This window comes from Bacillus sp. Root131 (genome assembly GCF_001429475.1).
GTDB classification, from domain to species: domain Bacteria; phylum Bacillota; class Bacilli; order Bacillales; family Bacillaceae_G; genus Bacillus_A; species Bacillus_A thuringiensis_S.
On record NZ_LMJQ01000001.1, the window covers coordinates 1,059,088 to 1,085,919 of the forward strand.

The following is a 26,832-nucleotide window of genomic DNA, read 5'->3' on the forward strand; positions in this document are numbered from 1 at the left end:
AATGGGAGACGTTATTGATATATATGGTTTATCACCTTTGCAAAAAGGAATACTGTTTCATACTTTATACGATCAAGATGATGAACATTCATTTTCCTATATTGTACAAGTAGGCTTCTTGCTCGGGGGGCAATTGGATATTGCTACTTTTGAAAAGGCCTGGGAATATGTTATTCAACGACATGAGGTTTTACGTTCAGTATTTGTGTGGGAGGAAGTAGAAAAACCACTACAAGTGGTTTACCAACGTCTTCCTTTTACTATTCATCAAGAGGATTGGAGCACCTATCCACATGATGAAAGGGCGAAGAAATTACAACAGTTTTTGAATGTAGATCGTAGAAAAGGATTTTTATTGGATGAAGCACCATTGATGAGAGTCACTGCGATTAAAGAGGCAAAAGAGGAAACGAGAATTATTTGGACACATCATCATATTTTGCTAGATGGATGGAGTGTGTCATTGGTCTTTAGTGAAGTGATGGAAGTTTATCTCAAGATGATAAAGGGAGAATTGTTGAATCTTCCTAAACCTCTTCCTTATAAAAAATATATTCAATGGATAAATAAACAAGATCAAAGTCAAGCAGAGGAATTTTGGAAAGAAGAATTAAAAGGGTTCTATGCACCTACTCCATTAGCAATGGAAAGAAAGGAACAAGGACAAGAGAAGGGTTATGGAGAATGTGCTTATCAAGTATCTGAGGAACTTACTGAGAGTTTACAAGAGTGGGTACGAAATAGTCGATTAACGTTGAATACGTTAGTACAAGGTGCATGGGCTTATTTGATGAGTAGGTATAGCGGTGACAGTGACGTCGTATTTGGCGTAACTAGCGCTGGGCGTCCTACTGATTTAATGGGAGCAGAGAATATGGTGGGGCTATTTATTAACACATTACCTACCAGAATTCGATTAACGGATAATACATCAGTAGTAGATTGGCTTCGTAAAATACAAATGAAAGAAATGGAACGAAGACAGTATGAGTATAATTCGTTGATAGATATTCAAGGCTGGAGTGAGGTTCCGCGAAATAGCTCCTTATTTCATACCTTGTATGTGTTTGAAAATTATCCAATTCAAGGTGAGAGAAATGATGATTTAAGATTACTAGATGTTACAAGCACGGAACAAACAAATTATCCTTTAACACTCATTGTAATGCCCGGTAAGAAAATTACTTTAAAGTTGATGTATGATCGAAGCTATTTTAATGAAGAAACAATAAATCTGATTCAGAATCACTTATTGCAAATATTAATTCAGATGACGAAGAGCCTAGATTCAAAACTATTTGAAATTACTCATTTAACAGAAGAAGAACAGATACAGTTACTAGAGGAATGGAATCATACTCAAGTTAATTATTCGGCTGAAGGCATGATTCATACGATGTTTGAGGAGCAAGTTAAAAAAACACCGGAAGCAATCGCGGCTAGTTACGAAAATGAACAAATTACCTATAAAGAGTTGGAGAAGCGTGCAAATCAGCTAGCTCATTATTTACAAAAGCATGGTGTAGGCCCAGAGTCTCTAGTTGGAGTATATATGGAACGTTCATTACAAATGATGATAGCGTTATTAGGTATTCTAAAATCAGGAGCAGCGTATGTTCCACTTGACCCTACTTATCCAGAGAGTCGGCTTCGATATATATTAGAGGATGCTGGAATCGAAGTACTAGTGACGGAAGAGAATTCTAAAAATTTGTTTGTATCTGAAAATATAGAAACGATTTGTATGAATAAAGATTACACTGCAATTGAAAAAGAAGAATCAACCCCATGTATAAGTGGTGTAACAGGAGAAAATTTAGCGTATGTTATGTATACTTCAGGATCTACAGGGAATCCAAAGGGAGTAATGATTGAGCATCATTCAGTAATTAATTATCTAGAATGGATGCAACATAAATATCCGCTTTCTGAAAAGGATGTGGTCTTGCAGAAAACGCCATTCTCATTTGATGTCTCTGTTTGGGAATTGTTTTGGGGCATTCACGTTGGTGCCAGTGTATCTTTCCTACCTCCAGGTGGAGAAAAAGATCCTTCTATTATAGCTGAAGTGATTAAACAACATCAGGTTACTATAGTTCAATTTGTACCTTCAATGTTATCTGTTTTCTTAGATCACTTCAATCGTATTGAATTGAACATGAATTGTTCGTCCGTACGCCATGTATTTTCTGGTGGAGAAGAACTAAGTTCAGGGTTAGTTAGACGATTTCAACAGAAATGGAATTATAGTGGACAAGTGAAATTAACCAACTTTTATGGACCAACTGAAGCCACTATTTATGTGAATGCATTTGATATTCAGCCTAATCAAGAATTTGTTTCTATTGGGCAGCCAATACAGAACACGCAATTATATGTATTAGACCAAAATCAACGCTTGCAATCAATAGGAATTGAGGGTGAGTTATATATTGGTGGTGCTGGTTTAGCACGTGGATACTTAAATCGTCCGAATCTTACTGCTGAAAAATTCGTTTCGCATCCATTCCAATTGGGGGAACGACTATATCGAACAGGAGATTCAGTAAGATATCTAACTGATGGAAATATAGAATTTATAGGTAGAATGGACCATCAAGTCAAAATGCGTGGTTTTAGGATTGAATTAGGAGAAATTGAAGCCACTTTAGAAAAATGTTCGTTTATTAAAGAGGCTGTCGTATTAGTTAGAGAAGATCGTCCAGGTGATCAACGATTGGTTGCATATGTAATAAGCGATGAAAATACCGAGGAGTGGAGAGAGTATTTACAAAAACAATTACCGAATCATATGATTCCAGCGCACTTTGTAGAGTTAGAACACTTCCCGCTTACTCCGAATGGGAAAATTGACCGAAAGGCCTTGCCAATACCTGATGAGCAAGCTATTGGAGATTTAAATGTTCTACCTCGGACGCCATCGGAAGAGCTTATTGCCTCGGTTTGGGGTCAAGTGTTAGGGATAGAAAATATTAGTATTCAGGATTCCTTCTTTGAACGTGGTGGGCACTCACTACTTGCTACTCAAATCGTCTCTCGGTTACAAGAACTGTTCCAAATTAAAATTCCATTACGTGAACTTTTCAAGCACGATACAGTGGAAGCATTGGCGAAACGAGTGGATCAGTTACGAAAAGAAGATAAAGAACGAGAGGTTGCTCCTCTTGTACCTATGAAACGAGAAGAAGTTATCCCACTTTCCTATGCGCAGAAACGTCTATGGTTTATTGATCAATTAATGCCAAATAGTGCGATGTACAATATTCATGCAGCGTGTCGCTTAACAGGTAAATGGTCAATTGAAGCATTGGAGGTCGGATGGAATCAATTGTTGGAGCGTCATGAATCATTAAGGACGACAATTCTAGAACAAGAGGATGAACCTTTTCAACAGGTTCAATCTCATGTGTTCAGACATATTCCTCAAACGAATCTAACAGATCTTTCTTTGGAAGATAGGGAAAGAGAAATGAAACGCCTTATTCAAAACGAGGCGGAGGAACCATTTCATTTGGGACAAGGTCCTCTGATTCGAACACGAATATTGAAAGTGGACAGGGAAGAATGGGTTCTCATTTGTACGATGCATCATATTATTTCAGATGGATGGTCAATGGGAATCTTACTTGAAGAATGGATGGCTTTTTATGAAGGAGCACTAACCGGAAAACCAGTGGAATTGAAGGAGTTATCTATCCAATATGCAGATTTTGTCATGTGGCAGAAGGAATGGCAAAAAGAGGAGAATTTGAATCAGCACCTTCAATATTGGAAGGAAGAATTATCTGGGGAACTACCGGTTTTACAATTACCGATGGATCGTCCTCGACCTGCAGTTCAAACCCATCGTGGTGCAAGTCAGTCCTTAATAGTGGCGAATTCCCTACAGGAAAAGCTCAAAGATTTAAGTCTGCAAGAAGGATGCACTTTATTTATGACATTGATGGCAGCGTATCAAAGCTTCCTTTCTCGTTATACAGGACAGGACGACATTATAGTTGGAAGCCCAATCGCTAATCGAAATGTGAAAGAGATTGAGGGATTAATAGGATTCTTTGCAAACACGTTGGTTTATCGAGCTGATTTCAGTGAAAATCCGACGTTCCAAGAACTTTTGTCGCAGGTAAGAAAAAAAGCGCTAAAAGCATACGAGTATCAGGACATCCCATTTGAGAAAGTGGTAGAATCCGTAAAACCTGAACGGAATACAAGTCATTCACCAATATTCCAAACTATGTTTACTTTACAGAATACGAAACAAGAGTTTCTTCAGCTATCTGAAAGACAAATGGAACTCATGGAAAGCCATGCTTCTGTTGCCAAATTTGATTTGAGTTTATTTGCTTCTGAGACGGAAGAAGGATTATCACTAACCTTTGAATATAATACTGATTTGTTTAATGATACAACCATTGAACGTATGGCAAGTCATTTTAAACATTGGTTAAATCAAATTGTCTCTCATCCAAAATGTGTACTATCAGAACTGAATATGTTATCGAAAGTAGAATATAAGCAACTACTAGAGGAATGGAATAAATCGCGTGTTATAGATATGGAAGAAAGTACGATTCATACAATGTTTGAAGAACAGGTGAAAAAAACACCAGAAGCAATTGCAGTAGTGTGCGAAGATGAAGAACTAACATATCGAGAGTTGGACGAACGCTCGCATCAGTTGGCACATTATTTACAAAAAAATGGTGTAACATGCGAATCATTAGTTGGGGTTTGCGTTACACGTTCATCCGAGATGATTGTCGGTCTTTTAGGAATTATGAAGGCGGGAGGAGCATATGTCCCAATTGATCCAGCGTATCCGGAAAGTCGACTGCAGTACATTTTAGAAGATGCTCAAATAAAGGTACTGGTGACGCAGGAAAAGTTACAACAAAAAATGGTTATACCTAAATTCGTCAACGTGATTTGTATTGATCGTAATCGAGCAGAAATAGAACAAGAAGTAACTACGGTATGTACGAGTGAAGTGACGGGCGATAACTTAGCCTATATTATCTATACTTCAGGTTCCACTGGAAATCCAAAGGGAGTAATGATTGAGCACAGGAATACAGTAACAATGATTCATTGGGCGCACCACACGTATTCCCGAAAGGAATTAGCGGGAGTGTTAGCTTCAACTTCGCTATCTTTTGATTTATCCGTTTTTGAAGTATTTGTTCCCTTAACGATGGGTGGTAAGGTGATTGTCACTGAAAATGCTCTACATCTAGAGAAGTTGTCTTCCAAAGGTGTGACTTTGGTTAATACTGTGCCATCGGCAGCAAAGGAACTGGTTCGAGCAAAAACAATACCTTCTTCGGTAAAGGTGATGAATTTGGCTGGAGAACCATTGCCATATTCGCTTGTTCAAGATTTATACGAGAGAAATACGATTGAAAAGGTGTACAACCTATATGGACCGTCCGAAGATACTACGTATTCCACGTATATGGAATTAGAAAAGGGTGTCATGCATAGGGTCCCACCGATTGGTAAACCAATATTCAATACAGAAGTATATGTACTAAGTGCTGAACAAAAAATGGTTCCAATTGGTGTAGTTGGTGAGTTGTACATTGGTGGATCAGGATTAGCACGTGGATATTTAAAGCGCCCTGACTTAACGAAAAATCGTTTTATACCGCATCCGTTTAAAGAAGGAGAGCGAATATACCGGACTGGAGATTTAGTAAGGTATTTGCCGGATGGAAATTTGGAGTATGTTGGGCGAATCGATCATCAGGTGAAAATTCGTGGGTTCCGGATTGAACTAGGAGAAATTGAAGCGATATTACAAAGGCATACACTAGTTAACGAAGCTATTGTGATGGTGCGGGAAGATTATCCTGGCGACCCACGTTTGATTGCCTATGTTGTAGGAGACGGAGATGCTCAAAAGTGGCGTGATTATCTCAAGGATCAACTACCAAATTATATGATCCCAGCCTATTTTGTTGGATTAAATGCATTTCCACTCACTCCTAATGGGAAAATTGATAGGAAGGCTTTACCAGCACCAGAGAAACAGGAGATAGCAAGTGGTTATATTGCTCCTCGTACGTCTACGGAAAAAACAATCGTTTCGATATGGCATGAAGTTTTAGGTATGGAAAACATCGGAATTCAGGATTCGTTTTTTGAAATTGGTGGCCATTCATTACTTGCTACGCAAGCTGTTTCTAATCTTAAAGAGGCTTTTGCAATCGACATACCATTGCATGATTTATTTATGTTTCATACGGTGGAGCAATTGGCAGAACAGATTGATCAATTGCTCGATAACAAAAATCAAGAAATGCAGAATGGTAGTAAGGAGAATGTAAGTCTTCAAGACTATATTCAAAAGGAAGCAGAAGTGAGTAATGATGAAGAATTACTGGAACTACTTAAGCAATTAGAAGAGCTATCAGAGGAAGAAGCACAAGGGATATTCGAGAGTAATTTGATTGAGGAAGGGGTAAAAAAATGAGAAGTGATTTACTTGCAAAGCTGAGTTCACTTTCTCCTGAGAAGAGAGCATGGCTTCAGAAGCAAATGCAAAAAAAGGAGAATAAAGAAGCTCTCCCGTTGTCTTATGCACAACAACGTTTGTGGTTTATGGACAGATTTAATCCAAATAGTTCTTTATATAATATTCCAACGGTATGGCATCTAAAAGGAAATTGGATACCTGAAGCATTAGAAAAGGGATTCAATCGACTCATTGAACGCCATGAATCATTACGAACTGTTTTTAAAGAAGTAGGAGAACAACCTGTGCAACAAATTGTCGAATTCCTTCCTAGAGCATTACCTGTAAGAGATTACTCTCAACTTCCTCTAGAAGTAAAAGAAAAAGAGGTAGATAGTTTAATTGCGAGAGAAGCGCAAGAACCATTTAATTTAATGAATGGTCCTTTAGTTCGTAATCAGCTTGTTCAATTAGAGAAGGATGAATGGTTATTACTGTGTACGATGCATCATATTATTTCTGATGCTTGGTCCATTGGTATATTCATGAATGAATTACTTGCTTTCTATGAAGAAGAAACGGGCGGAAATCCTGCTAAATTAAGTTCATTATCCATTCAATATGCAGACTTTGCGAAGTGGCAAAAGGAGTGGTTGCAAGGTGATGTGCTAAATCGTCAGCTTACGTATTGGCAAGAAGAATTATCTGGTGAGCTTCCTATTTTACAACTGCCAGTGGATCGACCTCGACCGGTTAAGCAGACTTACTCTGGGGCTACGCATCACGTAATTTTTCCTTATAAATTGCTTAGTCAATTGAAGGATATAAGTCGACAAGAAGGATCTACTTTATTTATGACTTTAATGGCCGCATACCAGAGCTTTCTTGCTCGTTATACGGGACAAAAAGATATTCTAGTTGGTAGTCCGATTGCAAATCGGAACCATAAGGGAGTAGAAGGATTAATTGGTTTCTTTGTTAATACGTTGGTTTACCGATCAGATTTGAGTGGCATCCCTACTTTTCGAGAGATTTTGAACCAAACAAAGAAAAAGGCGTTAAAAGCTTACGAATATCAAGATATACCATTTGAAAAAGTGGTAGAAGCTGTGCAACCTGAACGAAGCACGAGTCATTCCCCTATATTTCAGACCATGTTTACGCTACAAAATATAAAACAAGAACGACTAGATTTGCCTGATAGAAGTATTGAAATGGTAGAAAGTAATATGTCTATTGCTAAATTTGATTTGAGCTTAACTGCCTATGAAGTGGAAGAAGGTCTATTCGTCTCATTTGAATACAACACGGATTTATTTGATAGTAGTACCATTGCACGTATGGCAGGACATTTTGAGAACTGGCTAAATGAAATCACGTATCATCCAGATGAATCATATACAAAGCTGTCAATGTTATCGGATACTGAGCAAAAACAACTCCTAGAAGAATGGAATGATACGGACGTAGTTTATGGTCATGATTGTATGATTCATGAGCTATTTGAGCAGCAAGTTGCACGGACACCTAATGCAGTGGCGGTAGTTTATGAGGGTGGAAAGCTAACGTATCAAGAACTGAATGAAAAATCGAATCAATTGGCACATTTTCTACAAAAACGAGGTATCGGACCTGAATCATTAGTCGGTATATGTATTGAACGTTCTCCTGATATGATTATTGGTCTCTTTGGGATTTTGAAAGCAGGTGGGGCTTATGTCCCACTGGACCCAAGTTATCCCGAAAACCGCCTGAGATACATTTTGGAGAATTCACAAATTCAAGTGCTGTTAACAAAAGAGGCACTACAGGACTGGTTACCTAAAGATATTCGAGCAATTTGTTTAGACCGGGATCAAGTAATGATTTCTAAAGAGAGTAATTTAGCTCCGGTGAGTGGAGTAACAGCAAATAACTTAGCCTATATTATATACACTTCGGGTTCGACGGGAAATCCAAAGGGGGTAATGATTGAACATCATTCCGTTATCAACCGTCTACAGTGGATGCAGAAAAAATACCCATTGTCCGAGGACGATACAATCCTACAAAAGACACCGTTTTCATTTGATGTTTCTGTCTGGGAATTATTTTGGTGGTCATTTGTAGGAGCACGTGTTTGTTTACTTCCACCAGGAGGAGAGAAAGATCCTGCGGTGATTGAGGAGTATATTGAACGATATCGTGTGTCCACCATGCACTTTGTTCCGTCGATGTTATCTACTTTTTTAGATTATATGGAACTATATAATTCGAAAAGGGATGTATCGTCTTTAATTCAAGTTTTTACTAGTGGAGAAGCGTTAAACACTGAGCAGGTTCGCCGGTTTAAGGGGATCTTTTACAATGTTCAGCAAACAAAGTTAATGAACTTGTATGGTCCTACTGAAGCGACTGTGGATGTGACTTATTACGATTGTGATTTAGAAAAAGAGGCAATGCTTATTCCGATTGGTCGTCCGATTGATAATACAGAGTTGTATGTGTTAGATCAATATCAACAAGTGGTCCCGATTGGTGTGGCAGGGGAACTTTACCTTGGAGGAGTAGGATTGGCACGTGGCTACTTCAATCGACCGGATTTAACTACTGAACGTTTTATTCCGCATCCTTTTAAGGACGGGGAACGATTATATCGAACGGGTGACTTGGTGAGATATATGAATGATCGTAACTTAGAATATATTGGAAGAATAGATAACCAAGTCAAAATTAGAGGATTCCGAATTGAATTGGGAGAAATTGAAGCAGCTTTACATGATCACTCATCTGTAAAAGAGGCAGTCGTGTTGGTGAAGGAAGATCGACCAGGAGATAAGCAGTTAGTAGCTTATGTAGTGGGTGAAGGGGATACTGGAGAGTGGCGTGAATATCTCAAGAAGCAATTACCACATTATATGGTTCCGGCATACTTTTTCCAAATTGAAGGTATGCCACTCACTCCAAATGGTAAAGTGAATCGGAAAGCATTATTGGAATTAGAAGAACAGTTCATAAGTGAAGATATTACTTCATCACGAACACCAGTGGAGGAGCTCATTGTTTCCGTTTGGAGCCAAGTGTTAGGAATAAAAAATATTAGTGTGCAGGATTCCTTTTTTGAAATCGGTGGTCATTCACTACTAGCTACTCAAGTAGTGTCACGTTTACAGGAAATTTTTCAAATCGAATTACCAGTACGTGAACTATTTGAATATACAACGGTGGAGTCACTGGCAAAGCGATTAGAACAGCTACGTAAAGGAGATAAAAAACGAGAGATTCCGCCACTAATACCGATGGAGCGAGGAGAAGCTATTCCACTATCTTATGCCCAACAACGTTTATGGTTTATTGATCAATTTACACCTAATAGTGCCCTTTACAATATGCCAATGGTATGCCGTCTTACAGGGAATTGGCTACTTGAAGCATTGGAAACGGGATGGAATCAACTAATAGAACGTCATGAATCACTGCGGACGGTCTTTCAAGAAGTGAATGGTCAACCCGTACAGCAAATTAAATCGTATGCTTTTCAATCAATTCCGAAAACGGATTTAACTATGCTTTCTTCTGAAGACCGAGAAGAAGAGGTTAAACGTTTCATTCAACAAGAAACAGAAGTGCCATTTGATTTAACAGAGGGTCCATTAATCAGGACGAGTATTTTGCACGTGGGAGAGGAAGAATGGATACTCCTTTGTACTTTACATCATATCATTTCAGATGGATGGTCAATGGGAATCCTACTTGAAGAATGGATGGCATTTTATGAGAAAGCAACGGATGGAAAGGTGGCGGAACTTGAACCATTACCGGTTCAATATGCCGACTTTGCTCAGTGGCAAAAAGGATGGCTGAAGGAGGAAGTGCTTGATCAACAACTTCAATATTGGAGGGAAGAATTGTCTGGGGAGCTTCCTGTACTCCAACTTCCTATGGATCGCCCGCGTCCTGCAATACAAACTCATCACGGGTCGACATACACTCTAGTTTTGCCAAGCACGCTACATGATAAATTGAATGAACTTAGCCGAAAAGAAGGGGCTACACTCTTCATGACGCTGTTGGCTGCGTATCAAAGTTTTCTATCTCGTTATACGGGACAAGAAGATATTTTGGTCGGAAGCCCAATTGCGAATCGGAATTATAGAGAAATTGAAGGACTAATTGGTTTCTTCGTTAACACGCTGGTTTATCGAACTAATTTGAGTGGTGGACCGACATTTCAAGATGTACTGTATCAGGTTCGTCAAAAGGCATTGAAGGCGTATGAATATCAAGATATCCCATTTGAAAAAATTGTAGAAGTTGTGCAACCGGAGCGAAGTACAAGTCATTCGCCAATCTTCCAGACTATGTTCATCTTGCAAAATATGAAACAAGAGTTTCCGGTGTTATCTAGTAGAAGTATTGAAATGATAGAAAGCCATAGTCCAATTGCAAAGTTTGATTTAAGTGTGATGGCAGTTGAGACAGAAGAGGGATTACTTTTTACTTTTGAATACAATAAGGATTTATTCAATGCTACTACTATTGAACGGATGGCAGGACACTTTGAGAAATGGCTATATGAAGTTTCTCATCGCCCACAAAATCCGTTGCATGACCTGAGCATGCTATCGGAACCCGAGCGTAATTTGTTATTAGAAACATGGAATGAAACTGTAATGGAAATGTCCCATCAGGGTCTTATTTGCGAAAGATTTGAGGAGCAAGTAGCAATGCGTCCTGATGCGATTGCGATAGTTGATCAAACAAAACAGTGGACTTATGGTGAACTGGATATACAAGCAAATCAGTTGGCAAATGTTTTACAGCGAAAGGGAGTAGCCCCAGAGTCAGTGGTGGGAGTTTATCTTCCGAGGTCAGCAGAGCTAATGGCAAGTTTACTAGGCATTTTAAAAGCTGGTGGAGCTTATGTTGTTTTAGACCCGTTGTATCCAAAATCAAGGTTAGAATACATGATTGAAGATGCAGGAATTCAATTTGTAGTGACGGCGGAAGTACAAGAAGGACATTTCGCACACGTCGAAATGGTGAGGTTAGAAGAATTAACGGTGGAAAGCGTAATTGCACCTACACGTCAAATAAATCCAGAGAACTTAGCCTATATTGTCTATACCTCTGGTTCTACAGGAAAACCGAAGGGTGTTATGGTTGAATATCGCTCATTAATGAATATGGTTTCTTGGCATCAAGAAGTTTATCGTATTTCAGCAGAGGATCGTGCGACTCAGATTGCAGGGGTTGCTTTTGATTCGGCTGTCCAGGAGATTTGGCCGTATCTAACTGCTGGTGCAGCACTCTACTTGTCAACAGAGGAACTGAGAATTAATCCAGAAGCACTAAGGGACTGGCTCATTGATTCACGAATAACAGCTAGTTTTGCACCTACGCCTATTCTGGAAAGACTCTTGAAATTATCTTGGCCAGATAAAACGGATCTTCGTTTTATCATTACTGGTGGGGATCAATTAACACAGTATCCATCTAACGATATTCCTTTTGCGGTAATTAATCAGTATGGTCCATCGGAAAATACCGTTGTTACCACAGATTGTTATGTACCTGTAGGAGTGACAACAGGTACGCCATCGATTGGTCGACCGATTGCGAATACAGAAGTTTATGTGTTAGATTCTCATCTTCAGCTAGTACCAATTGGTGTAATTGGAGATCTCTATATTGGAGGGAAGAGTCTTGCACGTGGATATGCTAATCGTCCGGATCTTACAAAGGAAAAATTTATTCCACATCCTTTCAAGTCAGGAGAACGTCTCTATTATACAGGAGACAAAGCAAGTTATCTTTCTGATGGTAATCTCCAGTTCCATGGACGTATAGATGACCAAGTGAAAATTCGTGGTTTCCGGATTGAATTGGGAGAAATAGAAGCTGTTTTGCAGGCGCATTCTTCTGTGAAAGAAGCTGTTGTATTGGTGCGAGAGGATAATCAAGGTGATAAGAGATTAGTAGCTTATGTAGTTGGTGAAGGAAGTGTCCATGAATGGCGAGAACATCTACAAACACATTTACCTAATTACATGGTTCCAACAAACTTTATTGAGATGGAATTTTTACCACTTACACCGAATGGAAAACTTGATTTGAAGGCATTGCCTATACTTAGTGAACAATCCGCTGAAAATACTGTATACCCAAGAACTCCGCTGGAAGAACTTATTGCTTCAGTGTGGAGTCAAGTGCTAGGAATAAGAGACATTGATGTTCAGGATTCTTTCTTTGAGCTCGGTGGTCACTCTCTACTTGCTACACAAGTGGTCTCACGCTTACAGGAGGTCTTTCAAATCAAATTGCCAGTACGTGAACTGTTCGAATATTCAACGGTCGAGGCATTATCGAAACGAATAGATCAGTTACGTAAGGGGAGCGAAAAACGAGAAATTCCACCATTGATGCCGATAGAACGAGGGGGAAATATTCCACTGTCTTATGCCCAACAGCGCTTATGGTTTATTGATCAATTTGCACCTAATAGTGCACTTTATAATATGCCAATGGCATGCCGTCTTACAGGGAATTGGTTACCTGAGGCATTGGAGTTGGGATGGAATCAGTTGATAGAGCGTCATGAATCTTTGCGGACTGTATTTTATGAAGAGAATGGCCATCCTATCCAGCAGATTCAACCGTACGTTTTCCGTCCGCTTCTGCAAATGGACTTAACTAAGCTTTCATTAGAGGAGCGAGAAAGAAAGTTGGAGCAATGGATTCAAACTGAAGTCGAATCTCCATTTGATTTAGAACAAGGGCCATTGTTCCGTGGGAAACTCATAAGAATTTCAGAAGAAGAATGGATTCTTCTGTGTAATATGCATCATATTATCTCAGATGGATGGTCGATGGAAATCTTACTTCAAGAATGGATGGCATTTTATGAGAATGCGATTGGTGAAAAACAAGCAGAGCTGGAACCACTACCAGTTCAATATGCCGATTTTGCTCAGTGGCAAAGAGAATGGTTGAAAGATGAATTACTATATCAACAACTTGCGTATTGGAAGGAAGAATTATCCGGTGAGTTACCAGTCTTAATGTTGCCAATGGATCGTCCGCGTCCGCCAGTGCAAACCCACCATGGATTAACTCATAATGTTTTGTTATCGTGCTCATTACTGGATAAATTAAACGAACTAAGTCGTCAAGAAGGGGCCACACTTTTCATGACCTTATTGGCAGCGTATCAAAGTTTCCTTGCTCGTTATACGGGACAAACGGATATTATTGTTGGTAGCCCAATTGCAAATCGAAATTATCGAGAAATTGAAGGACTGATTGGTTTCTTTGTCAATACATTGGTTTATCGAGCTGATTTAAGTAATGCACCGGCATTTCAAGAGTTGTTGTCTCAAGTACGGATAAAAGCATTGAAGGCGTATGAGTATCAAGATGTTCCGTTTGAGAAAATTGTAGAGGTTATCCAACCTGAACGAAATACAAGCCATTCTCCGATTTTCCAAACCATGTTTACTTTGCAAAATACGGGACAGAAGCTACCAGAACTACATGGAAGAAATATAGAAGTAATGGAAAGTAATTCCCCTATCGCTAAGTTTGATTTAAGTTTAACTGCTGCAGAAGTGGAAGAGGGTTTATTACTTACTTTTGTTTATAGAACTGATTTATTTGACAGCTTAACTATTGAATCCATGGCTGAACATTTTGGGAACTGGTTGAATGTAATCGTGGAGAATCCTGATAAATCATTAGCTAAGTTGCCTATATTATCAGGATTACAGCAAAAACAGTTGGAAGAGTGGAATAATGATGCTGTAGCATATCTACAGGAAAGTACGATTCATCAGCTGTTTGAAGAGCAAGTAAATCGTACACCTGATGCGGTAGCAGTGGTAGATGAAAAACAGCAGTTAACGTATCGAGAGCTGAATGAAAAAGCTAATCAATTGGCCCACTATCTTCAGCAATGCGGAATTGGGAATGAATCATTGGTTGGACTTTACTTTGAGCGTTCAGTTGAGATGGTTGTTAGTATTATGGGGATTTGGAAGGCTGGAGCAGCCTATGTTCCATTAGACCCATCATATCCAGAAAGTCGCCTACGATATATTTTGGAGGACACTGGAATTCAAGTATTAGTTACGAACGAGTCATTGGAAGACTGGATACCTAAAGAAATGAAGATAGTTTGTCTAGATAGGGATCAAGCAATGATTTCACAAGAAAGCATTCTTTCACCAAAATGTGAAGTAACAGGAGAAACCTTAGCGTATGTTATCTATACTTCAGGATCAACGGGGAATCCAAAGGGTGTCTTGATACAGCATCATTCTGTACTAAACTTGTCACATGGTTTACAAAAAGAGGTTTTCGAACATGAGATACCATCTAACATGCATGTCGGTTTAAATGCGTCAATTGCCTTTGATGCATCTATCCAGCAATTACAAATGCTGCTTTATGGTTCAAGTTTGTATATTATTCCAAATGAAGTACGAAGTGATCCGGAGCAGTTTGTAGCTTATATTAGGGAGAACAAGTTAGAAATCTTTGATATAACACCTTCATTGCTTCAATTACTTATAGATGTCGGATTGTTAGAAACGTGCGATGGCATTCATGTTCCAAGTAAGGTACTGGTTGGTGGTGAAGCAATTATGCCGTCATTATGGGAACAGCTAGTAGAGACTGATAAAATACAGTTTTATAATGTATATGGTCCTACAGAATGTACGGTTGATGCAACATGCTATCATATCAAAAAAGATAGTAAGAGAGTAACAATTGGGCGTCCATTGCCTAACGTCCAAACTTATGTATTAGATAGAAATAGGTTACCAGTTCCAGTTGGTGTGATGGGGGAACTTTATATCGGAGGAGCAGGTCTAGCAAGGGGGTACTTGAATCGTCCAGAGTTAACATCCGAACGATTTATTTCTCATCCATTCAAAGAAGGCGAGAGGTTATATAGAACAGGCGATCTTGTGAGATATCTTCCAGATGGTAATATAGACTACTTAGGAAGAATGGATAATCAAGTGAAGATTAGAGGATTTCGAATCGAACTTGGGGAGATTGAGTCGACTTTACAAGAGCATGACTTGGTAAAAGAGGTAGTTGTAATAGTTAGGGAAAATCAGTCGGGAGATAAGAGATTAGTAGCTTATGTAGTGGGCGAAGGTAGTTTAGAAGAATGGCGAGAGTATCTTAAAACAAAACTGCCAATCCATATGATACCTTCCTACTTTGTCGAAATGAAAGAATTACCGCTAACCATAAATGGAAAGGTTGATCGGAAATCGTTACCTATACCAGATTATCAAGGAACACAAGAAGGCTACGCGGCCCCAAGAAATGAACGTGAACATAAGCTTTCTATCATTTGGGAACGTGTGCTAGGTTCAAAACGTATTGGTATTTATGATAACTTTTTTGAAATTGGTGGAGATTCAATTCTTAGCATTCAGATTGTCTCTCGTGCAAAGCAAGCTGGTTTACAGTTGACACCAAAACAACTATTTGAACACCAAACGATTGCTGAGTTGGCGCAAGTAGTCAAAGAAGAACAAGGTGTACAAGCTGAACAAGGAATTATAACTGGAGAGACGATACTTACACCTATTCAGCAAAGGTTTTTTGCACAAAATCATCCTAATCCACATCATTGGAATCAATCCATGTTCTTTAGAACGAAAGAAAAATTGGACATAGGATCACTGGAAAAGGCAGCGCGTAGCCTTCTACTTCATCATGATGCCCTGCGTTTAAGATATGAACGTTTACCTAATGGGACTTGGGAACAGTGGAATGAAGGAATTAAAGAACAATTGATGCTGACTGTCATTTCATTAGACGAAGTGCCGGAAGCGGATTGGCATGAAGTTATTCAAAAAGAGATTAATGTTGCACAAGAAAGATTGAATTTACATGATGGTCCTTTAATGAGAATGGTGTATTTTGATGAAGATGAGAAGACTGGCCGATTATTTTGGACAATTCATCACTTAGCCGTGGATGGTGTTTCTTGGCGAATTTTATTGGAAGATTTGCAAACAGCGTATACGCAAGCAGTCCAAGGACAAAAAATTCAATTACCTATGAAGAGTACATCTTTTAAAGAATGGTCGGAGAAATTACAACATTACGCTGAAACTGGAATATCAAAAGAAGTGCTACATTACTGGGAGCAGCAGGCTGAACAAGACGTAGTTATACTGCCAGTAGATGGTACTATAAGTAATCCAGTAAGCGCAGTAACTGAGGAAATTACTGTGGTGTTAAACGAGAATGAGACCCGTATGTTATTGCAAGAGACTTTAAGCACTCACCGTGTCCAAATCAATGAAGTATTATTAGCAGCATTGGTACAAGCTACAGCAGCATGTACGGGGCGGCCGATATTAAGCGTAGATTTAGAGGGACATGGTCGAGAAGAGATTATTGAAGATGTTGATTTATCGAGAACCGTGGGATGGTTTACAAGTATTTACCCAGTTCATTTAAATATTACTAATGCTAATACGCCAATTGCAGCATTAAAAGCAGTTAAAGAACAAGTTCGCAAAATTCCTAATAAGGGTGTTGATTATGGGGTGTTGCGTTACATGAACGCAACAATGTGTGAGCAATTAAGCTTCCAATATACACCGTCTATTAGTTTTAACTATCTTGGACAATTTGACCAATTGTTTTCTAGCGATGCAATGTTTATTCCAGAGAACGAATTTAAGCGTTTAGATCATGCTGCCGGTTCCAAGCGATCGCATGTAATTGATGTAATTGGGGTTGTAACGGATGGAAAACTTCAATTCACTTGGGTATACAATGTTGGACAATTTGCCAAATCAACGATTCAAAGTATTGCACAGAATATGCTATATCAAATGAGTACATTGATCCAATTTTCAGATAGAGAATCTGCACTGACCATTTCGGATTTTGCAATGGCTAATCTTAGCCAAGAAGGTTTGACAAATGTACTAAACAAAATGCATCGCGGAAAGAACAATCAGATTACTGATTTATATCCACTATCACCTTTGCAAGAAGGTATGATTTTCCACACATTGCATGACCAAGGGGATGAATATGTTGCACCGTATATAGTGCAATTGAGTTTTATGATTCGAGGGAAAATGAATATTCCTACATTTGAGCAGGCGTGGAAATCTGTAATTCAGCGGCATGAAATTTTTCGTACAGCATTTGTATGGGACGAAATTGAAGAACCTGTACAAGTGGTGTATGAAAATATCCCATTTAAAGTGAACAAAGAAGACTGGCGTACAATGACGAGTGAAGAGATAGAGGAAAAAAGAAAAGTCTTTTTGGAATTAGATCGAAAACAAGCCTTCCAATTTGATGAAGCACCATTGATGCGGGTAACAGTCATTCAAGAAGGTGAGGAAGAATATCGGATTGTTTGGACCCATCACCATATTTTACTGGATGGATGGAGTTTACCATTAGTATTTAATGAATTACTTACAGTCTATCAAAAGAGAATGAATGGAGAAGCTGTGAAGTTACCTAAGTCCTCACCATATAAGAAATATATCCAATGGCTCAGAGAACAAGATAAGGAGCAGGCGGAACAATTCTGGAGAGAGAAGCTAAAAGGTTTTACTGCACCAACTTTACTGGGCTTAGAAAGTAAAGAGGAAGAAAAAGGTTACACAGAGAAGGTTACGTATTTATCAGAAGAGCAGACTCAAGCGTTACAAGGATGGGCGAAACGCAATAAACTTAATTTGAGTACAGTAATTCAAGGTGCATGGGCATATCTCATGAGCCGATATAGTGGAGAAAATGACATTGTTTTTGGTGTAACAAGCTCAGGGCGTTCTACGGAGATTATTGATGTTGAAAACATCGTAGGTCCTTTCATTACAACGTCACCGACGCGAATTCAATTGATGGATGATATAAAATTAATAGATTGGTTGCAGAAGATACAAGAGGAAGAGATAGAAAGAAGACAATATGAGTATGCTTCTTTGACAGAGATTCAGGGGTGGAGTGAAGTTCCTAGAGGAATACCGCTGTTCAATAGTTTATATGTGTTTGAAAATTATCCAGTGAAAGAGGAGTCTTCAGAAAATCTGGAAATTGGTGAATTGGAAGGGGTAGAACAAACCCACTACCCATTAGGGTTAGCTGTAGTTCCAGGAATCCAGTTATCGTTAAAGTTAATGTATGACCGTAGTAAGTTTAATAGAGTAACCATTGAACGAATGCTGGGTCATTTACACCAAGTGTTAATGCAAATGCTCAAAAACATTGATCAAAATCTATCGGAGCTAGTATATATTACGGAAGCTGAACAAAGAAAGCTATTGGAAGAATGGAATAATAATACTATATCCTATCCACGTCAAAATGTAATTCATCAACTATTCGAAGAGCAAGTAAATCGTACGCCTGACGCGTTGGCAGTGGTAGATGAAAAACAGCAACTAACATATCGAGAGCTGAATGAAAGAGCTAATCAATTAGCACATCATTTACAGAAATGTGGAATTGGGACAGAGTCATTAGTTGGCCTTTGCTTTGAGCGTTCAGTTGAGATGGTTGTTGGTCTCATGGGAATTTGGAAGGCTGGAGCAGCCTATGTTCCATTAGATCCATCGAATCCGGAAAGCCGCCTACAATATATTTTAGAAGACACAGGAATTAAAGTGTTAGTTACAAATGAAGTATTACTAGGCTGGATACCTAAAGACATCAAGACAGTTTGCCTAGATAGGAACCAAGCAATGCTTTCTCAAGAAAGCAAACTTTCACCAATATGTGAGGTAACAGGGGAAAATTTAGCGTATGTTATCTATACTTCTGGTTCGACAGGGAATCCAAAGGGGGCTTTAGTACAGCACAATTGTGTAATAAACCTATCCTATGGTTTACAAAAAGAAGTTTTCTCACATGAAATACCTAATAATATGCGCGTCGGTTTGAATGCGTCAATTGCCTTTGATGTATCTATTCAGCAATTACAAATGTTGCTTTATGGTTCAAGTTTATATATTATCCCAAGTGAAGTTCGCACTAATCCGGAACAATTTGTGTCCTATATTAGGGAGAATAAATTGGAAATGTTTGATATGACACCTTCATTACTTCAATTACTTATAGATGGAGGATTGCTAGAAATAAGTGCTGATGTTCATGTACCAAGTAAGATATTAGTCGGTGGTGAAGCAATTATGCCGTCATTATGGGAACAGCTAGTAGAGACAGAAAAAATTGATTTTTATAACGTATACGGTCCTACAGAATGTACGGTTGATGCAACATGCTATCATATCAAAAAAGATAGTAAGAGAGTAACAATTGGCCGTCCGTTGCCGAACGTTCAAACTTATGTATTAGATAAAAATTTGTTACCTGTTCCAGTTGGTGTAACAGGTGAGCTATATATTGGGGGTGCAGGTATAGCGAGAGGATACTTGAATCGCCCAGAATTAACAGCAGAGAGATTCATCCGTCATCCATTTAATGAAGAAGAGCGTTTATATCGTACGGGAGATTTGGTTCGTTATTTACCTGATGGTAATTTAGATTACTTGAGAAGAATTGATAATCAAGTAAAAATTAGGGGCTTTCGTATTGAACTTGAAGAGATTGAAGCGAATCTAGAGAGGCATCCATTGGTAAAAGAAGCAGTAGTTTTGGTAACAGAGGATAAATTAGGAGAGCAGAGATTGGTTGCTTATGTAGTTGGAGATGGTAGTATGCATGATTGGCGTGAATATCTCAAGACACAAGTACCGAATTATATGGTTCCCGCACACTTTATTAAGGTAGACGAGATTCCTCTTACAACGAATGGAAAAGTTGATCGAAAGGCATTGAACAATTTAACTATTTTAAGAGAAAATAACTTTTCTACACCAATCATTCCAAGGGATGAAATTGAATATCAGTTGATTAAAATCTGGCAGGATGTGTTACAGATAGAAGATGTCTATGTAAATGATGATTTCTTTAATAGAGGAGGACACTCTCTCCTTGTAATTAAATTAGTTTCAAAAATTAGGGAGAAGTTTGGAAAAGAGATTAAGGTGTCTACATTGATTAAGAATCCAACAGTGGAAGGAATCGCATGCCTTATTCGTGATAAGCATGATATGACGAAATCAGTAGCAGCGCTAGTTCCACTACAAGAATCAGAGAAAAGACCTTTCTTCTGCGTTCATCCGTTTATGGGGAATGTATTCTGTTACATTCAACTAGCAAGATTGCTTAAGAGCCGTTGTTCATTTTATGGTTTACAGAATCCTCTTATAGAAAAGAAAGAAATTGACGAGTTAACTTTGCCGGAAGTAATTCAACTTTACATGGAAGAAATAAAACGTGTTCAGCCAGAAGGTCCATATCGTCTTGGAGGATGGTCTTTAGGCGGTGCGATTGCTTATGAAATCGCAACTGTATTAAAGAATCAAGGTGAGGAAGTTGAGTTGTTGGTACTCATGGATACTAAAGTACCTTCAAAGCAGGATCATAAAACAAGTGAGGATATGCTCTCATATATATATGAGCATTTCATTCCTAGAGATCTTACTGAGCAGGAAGGAGACCTTGTCCATAAACAAGATATGCTTGTGGAGCAATTAATTATGGAAGGAGTACTCACGCCTGATGCAGATCTTATCAATTTGAAGCAAGTTATCAATGCGCATAGGAAATGCCTGAACATAATGGCAGAGCATGATTTAATACCATACTCTGGAGAAGTTCTCTACTTTAGTGCTGAGGAAGGAAAAGAGTTGTTTACAGATTGGGGACCTTTATTAAAAGGTAGAGTAAATAGGTATTCAGTCCCTGGATCACATGAAGAAATAGTGGATTCACCTGCAGTTGAAAAAATAGCTATGTATCTACTAAATGAATTTGAAGGAATAAAAGAGAAATCCATTTTATTAACGGAAAAGTAGAGAGTATAAAAGATGCAATGCAATGAACGAAAAGGGGAGACCAATACCTGCATATCAAGTGTAGGGAATAATGAATATATTAAGAGCATTACTTTTTAAGGGGATAATGTAAAAAGTAATTGGTAGAGACATAGAAATCTTTATGAGTTACCCATAGTATGATGTAAATACTATGAAATCTTTGTAATAGAAGCGAATGCCTGATGATATTACTGAGGAAAGGTGCATATTTTCATTGATATGTAAATATGCACCTATTCTATTGTATATGCAATAGAATAAAGTTAATTTGAATTTCCGTAACGTTCATATATGAAGTAATTCTTTAAAAAAGGAAGTGATTTATTATACAAATTCAAGCTGTGAAAATACCAAAGAATATTGAAAGTCATTTGTTTAAGCAACTTAGTAACTTAGTTTCAAATGAGAAGAAAGAACGAATGAAGCGTTTATTAAATTCATGCGACATTAATAGAACTCTAATAGGAGATTTACTAATCCGATCTCTAATCTGCCAAAAGTATAAAATTAATAATAAAGAAATTAGATTTATATATAATAAGTATGGAAAACCTTTTGTTGAAAAAATTTCTGACTTTCATTTTAATGTGTCTCATTCAGGAGAATGGGTGGTTTGTACTACTGCTAATTTTAACGTGGGTATTGATATAGAAAAAGTTTCAGAAATAGAGGCTTTTAAATTAGCAAAAGAATTTTTTTCAGCGGAAGAATTTTATGATATATCTAATATGAATTCTGATGAAAAAATTAATTATTTTTATGATTTATGGACATTAAAAGAAAGCTATATAAAAACGATTGGAAAAGGGCTTTATACCCCATTAAATTCATTCTCTATAAAAAAAGAATCACGAACTTCAATTTCATACAAGAATATACCTAAAAACTTTTACTTTAAACAATATAACATTGATCCAAATTATAAGTTATCTGCTTGTGCAACAAGAGATGAATTTCCGCAAGAGATAATAATTAAAGACATTTATACAATTTGCCAAACTATATACAAATTTGAAAGTAAGGAGAAAATCAATGCAGAAGACTAAACTTTTTTGCTTTCCACATGCTGGGGGATCTGCGTTTAACTACGCAAAATGGAAAAATTACTTTAATCCATATATTGAAGTAGTCCCGATAGAATTAGCTGGTAGAGGATATAGAATTGAAGAAAGCTTGTACCAAGGTATGGAAGAGGCCGTAAATGATGCCTACACTAGTATAGTTAAGCAAATAGACGCTTCACCGTACATTCTATTCGGGCATAGCATGGGGAGTTTGATTGCTTATGAAGTAGCTAGAAAAATACAGGGTTCTAATAACGAATTACCCGAATTTCTTGTTTTATCCGGTAGAAACCATCCAAATAGTAAAATAAAAAATATCCGATATAATCTTCCTAATGAACAATTTAAAAGAGAAGTTATTGCAATGGGAGGTACACCATCTGGGGTACTTCAATCAGAAGAATTAATGGAGATTTTTCTCCCTATTTTAAGAGCAGATTTTAAGATTGTCGAGACATATATTCATGAAAATAATATACAACCATGTGATATTGATTTTCTTATATTTAATGGGAAAAATGATGAATTTACTACATATGATCAAGTAATAAAATGGAAGCAATATACAAGTAAAACGTGTACTTTTCATTCTTTTGAAGGTAGTCATTTCTTTCTAAATGAAAATATTGAAGAAATAGCAAAGAGTATTATAGGAAAATTAAATTCTAAAAGATTATCAACTAGTTTTTAGGATTTTTCTAAGTATGCTCATGCCTAAGAAACAAAAATATGAAAGATGAAAAATACAGGCATTGCTGAAATATTGTTGAATATATGCATAGAAGCCTAAACGAACTGTTTAAAGGTAGAAACTCTAAGCAAAATGTACATGAATTAACTTTAGTTTAAGCTGGCTTTACCTATAATACCATCAAGATTCCTTATTATACTTAGTACAAAGTACACAACAGTTAGAGAGGCTGTATGTAAAGCAAATGAATATGTGAAGTGAAAAGGCCGACTCTTATAATTATGAGTGGGCCTTTTGGTTTTATGGATATCAAATTAGTGAGCAACATTTCAAAGGGTATCTTGTGATATAACTAAGTAGAATTTTTTAAACAAGGGGATGATGAGATGAATAAATTGAAGGGGAAAATTGCATTAGTAACAGGGGCTAGTAGAGGAATAGGTCGAAGTATTGCATTACATTTGGCACATGCTGGTGCGTTAGTCGTTGTTCACTATAGTAAAAGAAAAGAAGAAGCAGAAAGTGTAGTGGATAAAATTAAACAAGATGGCGGTTCCGCATTTGCGATTCGTGCAGACTTAAGTACTTTTAATGGCATTAATAACTTGTATTCAATGATGGATCAATCTCTTCAAAAATATATAGGTAATACTACATTTGATATCCTTGTAAACAACGCTGGAATTGGGCAGGTTTTAACATTAGAGGAATCTACAGAGGAGTCTTTTGATGAGGTTATGAATATTAATGTGAAAGCTCCATTTTTCATTATTCAGAAGGCTTTGCCACGTTTAAAAGATGGGGGAAGGATTATAAATATTTCGTCTTTTGTCACAAGGGTAGCCTCCCCAAGTGTTTTTGCCTACAGTATATCTAAGGGGGCAATAAATACACTCACTCATACTTTAGCTCAACAACTTGGTGTTCGTGGTATTACAGTAAATGCAATTCTCCCAGGCATAATTAACACAGAAATGAATGCTGAGACATTGGGTAACCAAGATGGACAAAAATATGCTGCAGGTTTATCGACCTTTAATAGGTGGGGGGAACCTAATGATATAGCTGATATTGTAGGTTTTCTTTCATCATCAGACAGTCGTTGGATAACTGGTGAGTTAATTGATGCAAGTGGTGGATCTTGCTTATAATATTAGAGGAAAAGCCAACTTAAATTAAGTTGACTTTGTAATTCTATTATTTGTTTGTTAAACCAGTGAACTATGTACCATTTTTTAGTTCTTAGAATAGTCACCTTGAGATGGGGCCAAATGTAGTAAGTCAATCAGGGGAGAGAACTAATTATGCTTTAGTATGATTTATGATAAGTATAAATGGTAAAAAGCAATGAATATGCACAATTTCATATGTAAATAGGTACTTTTTGTTAACTCTTTTAAAGGGAAGGAAATGTATGAAATTATTATGATAGAATCAATTTGTATTAAATCGAAAGGGGATGAGAGTATGCTAAAAAGAATGATTATAGGAGTTTCATCATTATTAGTGGGAGCAACAGTTGGCTTAGCGACTGATGTATCCGCAGCACCTGCACCACCATTAACATCATTAAATGTGGTAAAAGTTGAATCTCAATTAGGCGGGGTTGAATTTATTGGTCCTAATAATTTAAGTACAGCTAAAGATCACGGAGGGAGCTATTTATACATTTATACAAATGAAATGGGATATGGTAGAAATCCAATTGCTCAAATGAGTGGTCAAAAACTAAAAAAAGTAGATTCTAAGATGATTGATATAAATGGGGATAGAACAGTGGATGGATGGGAATATAAATGGGATGCTTCAGGACAGCAAAATGGGCAATTTAAATATCAAAATACATCTACAAATGCACCTTGGAATACATTATCTACGTCATTAAATATTAAATAAACTAACAGAAGAATTCGATGTTATTTTTTTATGTTTGTTATATATGTAACGTTTGGATACCTAAAGGAGTCTACGTTTTTAAGTAGGCTCTTTCTAACTAATGATAAGATATCAGCAAATAGATAAACTATTTTTTCTAATCGACAAATTAAAAGTTTACATAACATTTTTCTGGTAAACAATTCTAGGTTTAATAGTGTAATCAATAAAGTAAGGAAATCTTTCATAAAATAAATTAAGTTATTTAGTGGGTCTTTCATCATAAATATCTAAAACTACATATTTATGAAATTTTATAAAATTTTCACTTTATATTTAGTCTTAAATCATACGATTTTAATACAAAATACTATAATTTGATTAGTAATAGCAGTGAAAAAAACATTAAATATATCTAGATTTTAAAGCTAATGTTACTTTATTACGTAATTTGTTTAAAGGGATATATAGGGTTATTATTCAATGTAACTAAAATAATTTAAAAGGAGATAGGAAGTTATGTTTAAAGTAAAAACAAGGGGAAAAATAAAAGAAATTGTTATGGTTTCAACGGCTTGTACCATGTTGTCAATGTATGGAGCACCAATTTCTAGTACAGAGGCAGCAACCCGATCTCATGCCCCATCAGTTTATGTAACACCACAGAATACTGCTGCTTCAGATATTATTAGCATAGACTGGTCACCAGTCCAAACAGCACCTTATACATATTGGGCTGTGCATAACTGGAATCAGGGAGGAGAAGGTGGTGGTTATGCGGGCTTCCAACAACAAAGTGGTTTTGATCAATTCGGTAAACGTACCCTTCACTTTGCGCTTTGGGATCCAATAGCATCAAACCAAGCAATAAAAGCTGAATATTTATCGCCGACTTCAGAAGCCAGTAGATTTGGTGGAGAAGGAACAGGTCTAAAGGTACAAACAACTTATAATTGGAAAGATAGTGAATGGTATCGAATGACTCTACGTTCTTGGCAAGAAGATGGCCATACAAAGTTTGGCCAGTGGATAAAAGATAATAAATTAAATCAATGGAAGTTAGTTGCTATTATGGATCATCCAGTTGCAAATGTGGCATTTAACTATGGTTTATCGATGTTTCAAGAGGACTGGGCTGGTAATGGACAAGATGTAAGAGAAGCACGTCTTAAAAATGGATACAGCAGAAAAGTTTCAGATAAACAATGGAATTCTTGGAATAATCAGCGTATCTCTGGGCAACATGATACGTCCTATCAATACGATGGAGGAGCAACTTCAGAATATCTATGGGTTAGGGCAGGAGGAAATACTCAATCAACTATTGGTACTGGAAAAACCTTTAATATAAATCAGCCTAGTCAACCAGAAATGGGAAATTTAGATTTTGATATTCAAAATACTCGCTTTGAAGATGGAAAATTAAATGTTTCATGGAAATTGAAAGAACAAAGTACTCCACAGTTTAAAGGGAAAATTGAAATCTATGACAATGAAAAGTTAATGGGACAACCTTTGAAAGTAATCGATAATATTAAGTCTTACAAAACTGAGGTAAGTCAAACTATGCAATTGCCTCAAACGGCTTTTGCTAAAATTACATTAACAGACATATTTGATCGAACTGTAGAGAAAAAAGTAGAAATTACAAATGGAAATTCTGATATTTTAGTAGGGAACCAATTTGCATGGTCCCTAAAAGGATATAGTGATCGAGAAATTGCAAAAGTAGATTATAATAAAACAGCAGAAGAGCTGAAAATCAAATTAGAAGCTGGTGTGCCGCATTCTTATTTCAATAGCACATATGCAAGTATTAAAGTCCAGAAN

General features: G+C 37.2%; 7 protein-coding genes. All 7 read left to right on the forward strand.

Going from position 1 to position 26,832, the window contains the following annotated elements:
* Position 1 precedes the first annotated feature (1 nt).
* The gene (locus ASE54_RS05355) at positions 2 to 6,472 is read left to right on the forward strand and encodes a non-ribosomal peptide synthetase (RefSeq protein ID WP_000503021.1); all 6,471 of its coding nucleotides are present in this window, start codon (positions 2 to 4) and stop codon (positions 6,470 to 6,472) included.
* The gene (locus ASE54_RS05360; protein ID WP_014895246.1) at positions 6,469 to 21,351 is read left to right on the forward strand and encodes a non-ribosomal peptide synthetase; all 14,883 of its coding nucleotides are present in this window, start codon (positions 6,469 to 6,471) and stop codon (positions 21,349 to 21,351) included. Before ASE54_RS05355 ends, ASE54_RS05360 begins: the two co-directional genes overlap by 4 nt.
* A 440-nt stretch (positions 21,352 to 21,791) precedes the next feature.
* Complete coding sequence (locus tag ASE54_RS05365) at positions 21,792 to 22,418, forward strand: 4'-phosphopantetheinyl transferase superfamily protein (protein ID WP_014894766.1); 627 nt, start codon at positions 21,792 to 21,794, stop codon at positions 22,416 to 22,418.
* Positions 22,405 to 23,127: a thioesterase domain-containing protein gene (locus ASE54_RS05370; protein WP_001172926.1), complete on the forward strand. Its 723-nt coding sequence runs from the start codon at positions 22,405 to 22,407 to the stop codon at positions 23,125 to 23,127. Before ASE54_RS05365 ends, ASE54_RS05370 begins: the two co-directional genes overlap by 14 nt.
* 386 nt (positions 23,128 to 23,513) lie before the next feature.
* Positions 23,514 to 24,278 carry an SDR family oxidoreductase gene (locus ASE54_RS05375; protein WP_001037508.1) on the forward strand — a complete coding sequence of 255 codons (765 nt, stop codon included), beginning with the start codon at positions 23,514 to 23,516 and terminating at the stop codon, positions 24,276 to 24,278.
* Between the two features lie 259 nt (positions 24,279 to 24,537).
* Positions 24,538 to 25,023, forward strand: a complete 486-nt coding sequence (locus ASE54_RS05380) for a DUF4879 domain-containing protein (protein WP_000272949.1) — start codon at positions 24,538 to 24,540, stop codon at positions 25,021 to 25,023.
* A gap of 498 nt (positions 25,024 to 25,521) precedes the next feature.
* Positions 25,522 to 26,831, forward strand: a 1,310-nt coding sequence (locus tag ASE54_RS36700) for a DUF3472 domain-containing protein (RefSeq protein WP_097825746.1), incomplete at its 3' end; no start/stop codon positions are given.
* Position 26,832: the final 1 nt, after the last annotated feature.